General features: G+C 72.4%; 6 protein-coding genes. 5 read left to right on the forward strand and 1 reads right to left on the reverse strand.

The window, feature by feature from the left end:
• The first annotated feature begins 299 nt into the window (after window positions 1-299).
• Window positions 300-1,511: a cation:proton antiporter gene (locus Q0112_RS07880; protein ID WP_297973633.1), complete on the forward strand. Its 1,212-nt coding sequence runs from the start codon at window positions 300-302 to the stop codon at window positions 1,509-1,511.
• Window positions 1,512-1,524: 13 nt separating this feature from the next.
• Entirely contained in the window at window positions 1,525-1,854 is a 330-nt protein-coding gene (locus Q0112_RS07885) for a potassium channel family protein (protein WP_297973635.1), read from the forward strand.
• 99 nt (window positions 1,855-1,953) lie between these two features.
• Here the strand turns inward: Q0112_RS07885 and Q0112_RS07890 are convergent, their stop codons facing one another.
• On the reverse strand, window positions 1,954-2,646 hold the full coding sequence (locus tag Q0112_RS07890) for a GntR family transcriptional regulator (RefSeq protein ID WP_297973637.1): 693 nt from the start codon (window positions 2,644-2,646) through the stop codon (window positions 1,954-1,956).
• Window positions 2,647-2,803: 157 nt separating this feature from the next.
• On the opposite strand from Q0112_RS07890, the gene Q0112_RS07895 reads away from it, so the two are divergent.
• The 3 genes from Q0112_RS07895 to Q0112_RS07905 all read left to right on the forward strand — a co-directional run.
• Entirely contained in the window at window positions 2,804-3,922 is a 1,119-nt protein-coding gene (locus Q0112_RS07895; RefSeq protein ID WP_297973640.1) for a sugar ABC transporter substrate-binding protein, read from the forward strand.
• A 59-nt stretch (window positions 3,923-3,981) separates the two neighbouring features.
• Window positions 3,982-5,505: a sugar ABC transporter ATP-binding protein gene (locus tag Q0112_RS07900; protein WP_297973643.1), complete on the forward strand. Its 1,524-nt coding sequence runs from the start codon at window positions 3,982-3,984 to the stop codon at window positions 5,503-5,505.
• Window positions 5,502-7,383: ABC transporter permease (locus Q0112_RS07905; RefSeq protein ID WP_297973646.1), on the forward strand; the 1,882-nt coding region annotated here is incomplete at its 3' end. The genes Q0112_RS07900 and Q0112_RS07905, both read left to right, overlap by 4 nt.

Below are 7,383 nucleotides of genomic sequence, written 5' to 3' on the forward strand. Positions count from 1 at the left end.
AGCGCCGCTCCGGCCTTCTGCAGAAGGCCGGAGCGGCGCCCGAGAACCCTGAAACAGCATGAAACCGAAAGGGGGTCCAGTTCCTGCTGTCGCCTCTGGCCCAGTTCCTGATGTCGTTTGACAGCGTCCTCGGGCGGGCTCCTGAGCGTCGCCGTGGCCTCTTGAAATCTACCGGTTCGGCCTTCCCCTGCCGTTCGATCCGAGGCCGATCGGCCTGGCATTCCGAGCGCCGAAGCGCGACGACGCCCGGGACATGTCCCCGCGAAGCGGGTAGGGAAGGGGGCCGGACAGGAGTGGACATGTATCTCAATGCCGCCGTGCTGGCGCTGGTTGCCGCGGCCTACGCGCTCCTCTCCGGGCGGGTGGAGCGGTCGCGGGTCAGCGGCCCGATCCTCTTCGTCCTCGCCGGGCTGCTGCTCGGGCCGGCGCTGCTCGGGACGCTGGCGCTCGACGCGACGATCGGCGATCTCCGCCTGCTCGCCGAGATCACCCTCTCGATGGTCCTCTTCTCCGATGCCGCCAACGCCGACATCGACCAGATCCGCCGCACCCGCTTCCTGCCCCGCCGCCTGCTCTTCGTCGGCCTGCCGCTGACCATCCTCCTCGGGTTCGCCCTCGCCCTCCCGCTCCTGCCCGGCCTGGGGCTTCTCGAGGCCGCGCTCCTCGCCACCGCGCTCGCCCCGACCGATGCCGCACTCGGCAAGCCGGTCGTCGTCAATCCCGCCGTTCCGCCGGCGATCCGCGAGAGCCTCAACTTCGAGAGCGGCCTCAACGACGGCATCTGCGTGCCCGTCATCGTGCTGCTGCTCGGCGCCGCCGCCGGCGAGGCGCACGGTGGCGGCACCCTCGGGCACATCCTCCTGACCGTGGTCGAGGAGATCGGCATCGGCCTCCTCGTCGGCGCCGCCATCGCCATCCCGGGCGCCTTGCTCGTCGGGCGCGCCCGCGCCGCCGGCTGGATCGGCCCGAACTGGACCGGCGTCCCGGCGATGGGGCTCGCCGTCGCCTGCTTCGCCCTCGCCCAGGGGATCGGCGGCTCGGGTTTCATCGCCTGCTTCGTCGGCGGCCTCGCCTTCGGCGCCAGGCGGCCCGACCGCCACGAGCTGCTCCACGCCGCCGAAGGCGCGGGCGACCTGCTGTCGCTCTTCACCTGGGTGGTCTTCGGCGCCCTCGTGGTGCCGCAGGTCGCCGATGCGGTGACGCTGCCGGTGATCCTCTACGCCGTCCTCAGCCTGACCGTCGTGCGGATGCTCCCGGTATGGCTCTGCCTGCGCGGCACCCGCATCGTGCCGCACGACCGGCTCTTCATCGGCTGGTTCGGTCCGCGCGGCCTCGCGAGCATCGTCTTCGGCGTGCTGATCCTGTCGGCCGGCCTGCCGGGCGCCGACACCCTCGCGGCGACCATCGTCTGCACCGTGCTCCTCAGCGTCGTCGCCCACGGCGCGAGCGCCGGCCCGCTGATCCGCGCCCTCGCCCCCGGCTGGGCGGAGCGCACCGCCCCCACGCCCTGACACCCGGAGCCCGATGCCCGCCTTCCCCCATCTCCGCTCGATCTTCCGCGGCCTCCGCCTCGCCTTCGCCGAGCCCGAGGTCCGCGCGCTCGCCATGCTCGCCGGAGCGCTGATCGCCTTCGCGACGGTCTTCTACCGCCTGATCGAGGGCTGGGCGCTGGTCGACGCCTTCTATTTCTCGGTCGTGACCATCGCCACCGTCGGATACGGCGACTTCGCGCCCCATACCGTGATCGGCAAGCTCTTCACCGTCGGCTACATCTTCGCCGGCATCGGGCTCTTCGTCGCCGCCGCGACCAGCATCGCACAAGCCGTGATCCGCTCCACGCCGCCGAAGGAGTGACGGCGGCCAGCCATCGTCTTCCGTGCCGCGAGCCGCTTCGGCCGCGCTTCCTCGGGCGGACCTCTCGACACTCCCGCCGGCCCGCGGCCGCCCTCCCGATCAGGGGCCCAGCTGCGGCATCAGGCTGTGGTAGGCGGCCTCGATGTCGGCCCGGAGCGCCGCGCGAACGGCGGCCGCGTCGCCGGCCGCGAGCGCCTCGACCATCTCGCGGTGGTGGGTATTGGCGATCGCATAGCTCGCGTGCAGCTTGTGGAAGTAGGGGCTGATCTGCAGCCACAGATCCTCGATGATCCGCAGCAGGATCTCCGACCCCGAGGCGCGGTAGATGGCGAAGTGGAGCGCCCGGTTGCCGCGCAGGTAGCCCTTGAGGTCGCCGGCCGCGGCTGCTGCCTCGACCGCGGCCAGATGGCCCGCCGCGGCCTCGACGTCCGCGGGCGTCGCGCGCGCCACGCCCCAGCCGGCGGCGAGCGCCTCGATCTCCAGCCGCACGTTGCGCAGGTCGGTCAGGCGATCGCGGCTGAGCCGCGGGATGCCCACCGAGCGCCCGGAGACGATGGTGAGCGCATTCGCCGCCGTCAGCCGCTTCAGCGCCTCGCGGACCGGCATCGGGCTCACGCCGAACGCATCGGCCAGCCCGTGGATGGTGATCGTCTCGCCCGGTGGCAGGCGGCCGTCGAGGATGAGGTCGCAGAGCTGCCGGTGAACCTTGTCCTGAAGCGTGTCGCGCGACAGCGGCGTGATCAGCGCCGCCGGGCTCGCCATCAGGCCGGCCGCCTCCCTGCCGTCGCTCACCGGACCACCTCCTTCTCTATCCCGTCGACGCACCGCCGGTGCCCGAATGGCAGGAAGTATATTGATCCGAGATCAAATATCTATACGCTTCGACTCGACCGGGGCGGAATCCCGGGGAAGCGGCCGGGAACCGGCCCAGAGGGGAGGATTGAAAGCGATGGCCCTTTCGGTCAGGGGACTGCTGGCGGGCGCCGCAGCCGGCGCGCTGCTCTTCGCCGGCGCCGCGGAGGCGCAGGAGAAGCACAGGATCTTCCTGAGCATGAGCTACATCGGCAACGACTGGCAGGCCGAGGCCGCCAACATGGTCAAGGCCATGGCCGCGCACCCGAACTTCGCCGACCGCGTCGACCTGCAGGTCCAGGTCTCCGGGCCCAACGCCCAGCGCCAGATCCAGCAGATCAACGCCATGGTGCAGGGCGGCGCCGACGCGATCGTCGTCTATCCGATCTCGCCGACCGCGCTGAACCAGGTGGTGAAGAACGCCTGCGACAAGGGCGTCACCGTCATCGCCTACGACGCCGAGATCACCGAGCCCTGCGCCTACAACGTCCACATCGACCAGGAGGAGGCGGGCCGGGTGACCGCCGAGTGGCTGGTCGACAAGCTCGGCGGCAAGGGCGACATCGTCGCGATTACCGGCGTGCCCGGCACCTCGGTCGACGACCAGCGCACCGCCGCGGCCAAGGAGGTCTTCGCCAGGCACCCCGACATCCACATCGTCGCCGAGGCGGTCGGCATGTGGAGCCAGGCCGTCGCCCGCACCGAGCTCTCGAAGATCACCGCCACCCGCGGCTGGGACGACATCGACGGCCTCTGGATGCAGGTCGGCTGCTTCACCGCCAACGCGATGCAGCTCGAGGCCGGCAAGACGCCCGACCAGCTCCTGCCCTGCGCCGGCGAGGGCTCGAACGGTGGCCGCATCCAGATGCTGCCGATCGACACCGAGGTCGAGGGTGCGGCGATGCCCTACGCGCCCCTCGGCGCGCCGCGCATCTCCTACGCCTCGCCGCCCTATTCCGGCGGCCTGGCGCTCAAGCTCGCCGTCGACGTCCTCGAGGGCAAGGAGGTGCCGAAGACCACCATCCTGCCGCTGCCCCTCGTCACCAACGAGACGATCAAGCTCTGCCAGGAAGGCACCTGGGAGGAGATGAAGGCCGGCTGCAACGTCTTCCAGCCCGCGCTCGTCTCCAACCCCGGCTGGTTCGCCTCGATCTTCTCCGAGGCCACCCCGGAGATCGGCCTTGCCGCCGCCCTCGTCGGCCAGCCGGAAGGCTGAGGCGCCGCCCACCCGGCCGCGCCCGGCAGCGGGCGCGGCCATCCCGCAGGAGCCGGCGCATGCCCGCGACGCCCGCCGTCGAGTTCGACGGCATCCGCAAGACCTTCGGCGCGACCACCGCCCTCGACGGCGTCTCCTTCGCCATTCCCGAGGGCGCCGTCCACGCGCTCCTCGGCGAGAACGGCGCCGGCAAGTCCACGGCGGTCAAGCTCCTCGCCGGCCTGCTCCGCCCGACCGAGGGCACGATCCGCATCCACGGCCGGCCGCACGCCGGCGCCAGCCCGCGCGCCGCGCACGCCCTCGGCGTGCAGACCGCCTTCCAGGAGATGACCCTCGTCCGCGACCTCACGGTCCTCGACAACATCCTCCTGCCCTACGCCCCCATGGGCCCGACCGGCCTCATCCGCCGCACCGCCGCCCGCGCCGCGGTGGCCGGCCACCTCGAGGCCCTCGGCTTCGCCGTCGACCTCGACGCCGAGATCGCCGAGCTCGAGCTCTCCGTCCGCCAGAAGATCGAGATCGCCCGCGCCCTCTGGCGCCGCCCCCGCGTCCTCCTCCTCGACGAGCCGACCTCGACGCTCGCCGGCCGCGACGTCGACTGGCTGGGCGAGATCATCGCCGCCGAGCGGAAGCGCGGCACCACCGTCGTCTTCATCACCCACCGCATGCGCGAGGTCCGCGCCTTCTGCGACTCGCTCACCATCCTGCGCAACGGCCGGCACATCGTCTCCGGCCCCGTCGCCGGCATCTCCGACGCCGAGGTCATCGAGAAGATCATCGGCCGCTCCATCGAGCAGACCTTCCCGCCGCGCCCCGCCGCCGCTCCCCTGGGCGCGCCGGTCTTCGGCGTCCGCGACCTCTCGGTCGGCACGAAGCTCGCCGGCGTCAGCCTCGACCTGCATCGGGGCGAGATCCTCGGCATCGCCGGCCTGCAGGGCATGGGCCAGCAGGACCTCTTCCTCGCCTGCTTCGGCATGACCGAGCTCCGCGCCGGCAGCATCCTCGTCGACGGCCGCCCGGTCCGCCTCGGCTCCCCCGCCGACGCCATCCGCGCCAACGTCGCCATCGGCCTCGTGCCCGAGGACCGCAAGACCGAGGGCCTCTTCCTCAAGCTCTCCGGCCGCACCAACGCCTCGATCCCGGTCGTCTCGCGCTTCGCGCCCCGCGGCCTCATCGACGGCGCCGCCGAGACGCGGGCCGTCGGCGCCGCCTTCGACGCCGTCGAGGTCGACCGCCGCGCACTCTTCACCCGCGCCGGCGCCTTCTCCGGCGGCAATCAGCAGAAGATCGCCATCTCCCGCTGGCTCGTCGCCGAGAGCCGCATCCTGCTGCTCTTCGACCCCACCCGCGGCATCGACGTCGGCACCAAGCACGAGCTCTACCGGATGATGCGCGCCTACGTCGCCGCCGGCGGCTCGATCCTCTTCCACTCGACCGAGATCCCCGAGCTCATCCATCTCTCCGACCGCGTCCTCGTCCTCTACGACGGCCGCATCGCCGCCGAGCTCGCGGGCGAGGCGATCACCGAGCCCGCCATCATGCGCCCCGCCCTCGGCCACGACCACGCCGGGCAGGCCGCATGACCGCCGTGGCCGACAGCCCGCTGCCGCCGCCAGCGCCCCAGATCTGGCGCCGGCGCCTCACCCGCGGCCGCGGCGCGATCATCGCCGGCCTCGTCTTCCTCCTCCTCCTCGCGCTCGTCGACTGGGTGGGGGCGGGCCCGCTCACCTACTTCGACGTCTCCTTCCTCGCCTCCGGCGGCGCGACGCTGGCGCTCGCCGCCATCGGCCAGACCCTCGTCGTCCTCTCCGGCGGCTTCGACCTCTCGGCCGGCGCCGTCATCTCCCTCGTCAACGTCACCCTCGCCTCGCGCATGGACCCGATGGCGGTCGAGACCAGCGTCGCCCTCTGGACCATCGCCGGCATCGCCGTCGGCTGCGCGGTCGGCGCCTTCAACGGCTTCTTCATCGCCGTCCTCCGCCTGCAGCCGATCGTCGTCACCCTCTCGACCATGTTCATCCTCCAGGGCGTGACGCTCCTCGTCATGGACAAGCCGGGCGGCATGATCGCTCCCGAACTCGGCAGCTTCTACCTCGGCGACGCCATTCCCGGCCTGCTCCCGATGCCGGCCGTCCTCGTCGGCCTCGTCCTCCTCGCCTGGGCCTGGCTCAAGGGCACCCGCTTCGGCACCGCGCTCTACGCGACCGGCAGCGACCCCGACGCCGCCGCCGCCCAGGGCGTCGACGTCGCCCTCACCCGCTTCCTGACCTACACCATCGCCGGCGGCTGCTACGGCCTCGCCGGCGTCTTCATCTCCGCCCAGACCGGCAGCGGCGACCCCCTCGTCGGCAACCCGCTGCTCCTCTCGCTCTTCGCCGCCGTCGTCGTCGGCGGCACCCGGCTCGGCGGCGGCCAGGGCGGGCCGCTCGGCACCGTCTTCGGCGCCTACATCCTGATGATGGTGGTGAACCTGCTGCTCGTCCTCAACGTCTCCGCCTACTATTCGACGATCGCCGAGGGCACGATCCTGATGCTCGCCGTCCTCGCCGGCTCGCTCACCCGCGACTCGGCGCTCGCCACCCACCTGCGGGCCTTGCGCGGCTGGGCCGCCGCCCGCGCCGGCGGCACCCTTCCCTCCCGCCTCCCCGCCGTCGACCGCCGCCTGCGCCGCCTCCACGCCCCCGCCCCCGCCCCCGCCGCCGCCCGCACGGCCGAGGCCCCGCCCTTCCTCGCCCGCCACGGCGAGACGCTCCGCTACGCGCTCCCCGCCTACGCCTGCCTCGTCCTCGTCGTCGCGGTGACCGAGCTCTGGCTCGGCCGCGCCGCCTTCAGCTGGAACTACTGGAACGCGCTCCTCGTCCTCTCCTCCTTCCTCGCCGTGCTCGCCCTCGGCCAGGGCGCCGTCATCCTGACCGGCGGCCTCGACCTCTCCGTCCCCTGGACCATCGGCCTCTCCGGCATCCTGCTCACCGGCATGGTCAACGGCTCCGACGCCGCCCTCATCTACGCGCTCCCCATCGTCCTCGCCCTCGCCGTCCTCATCGGCCTCGCCAACGGCATCGGCATCGTCTGGCTCGGCATCTCGCCGATCGTCATGACGCTGGCCACCAACGGCGTCCTGCAGGGGGTGGCGCTGCTCTACTCCCAGGGCACCCCGGCCGGCTTCTCCTCGCCGATGCTCCGCTGGCTGATGACCGGCCGCCTCCTCGGCATGACCCCGGTCGTCCCGCTCCTCGCCCTCTTCGTCCTCTTCGCCACGCTGCTCCTCGGCCGCACCCCCTTCGGCCGCCGCGTCTACGGCATCGGCAACGGGCTGCGCGCGGCGCGCCTCGCCGGCATCCCGGTCGAGCGCACGCTCATCCTCGTCTACGTCCTCTCCGCCCTCTCGGCCGCGCTCGTCGGCGTCATGCTGACCGGCTTCTCCGGCCAGGCGAGCCTCGGCATGGGCGACGACTACCTCC

Origin of the sequence: uncultured Amaricoccus sp. (assembly GCF_937858865.1) — a bacterium.
Lineage (GTDB): Bacteria > Pseudomonadota > Alphaproteobacteria > Rhodobacterales > Rhodobacteraceae > Amaricoccus.

What these genes read in the sequence shown, in the direction of transcription:
- Q0112_RS07880 (WP_297973633.1), top strand. Translation starts at nt 300, where the DNA reads ATGTATCTCAATGCCGCCGTGCTGGCGCTGGTTGCCGCGGCCTACGCG.
- Q0112_RS07885 (WP_297973635.1), top strand. Translation starts at nt 1,525, where the DNA reads ATGCCCGCCTTCCCCCATCTCCGCTCGATCTTCCGCGGCCTCCGCCTC.
- Q0112_RS07895 (WP_297973640.1), top strand. Translation starts at nt 2,804, where the DNA reads ATGGCCCTTTCGGTCAGGGGACTGCTGGCGGGCGCCGCAGCCGGCGCG.
- Q0112_RS07900 (WP_297973643.1), top strand. Translation starts at nt 3,982, where the DNA reads ATGCCCGCGACGCCCGCCGTCGAGTTCGACGGCATCCGCAAGACCTTC.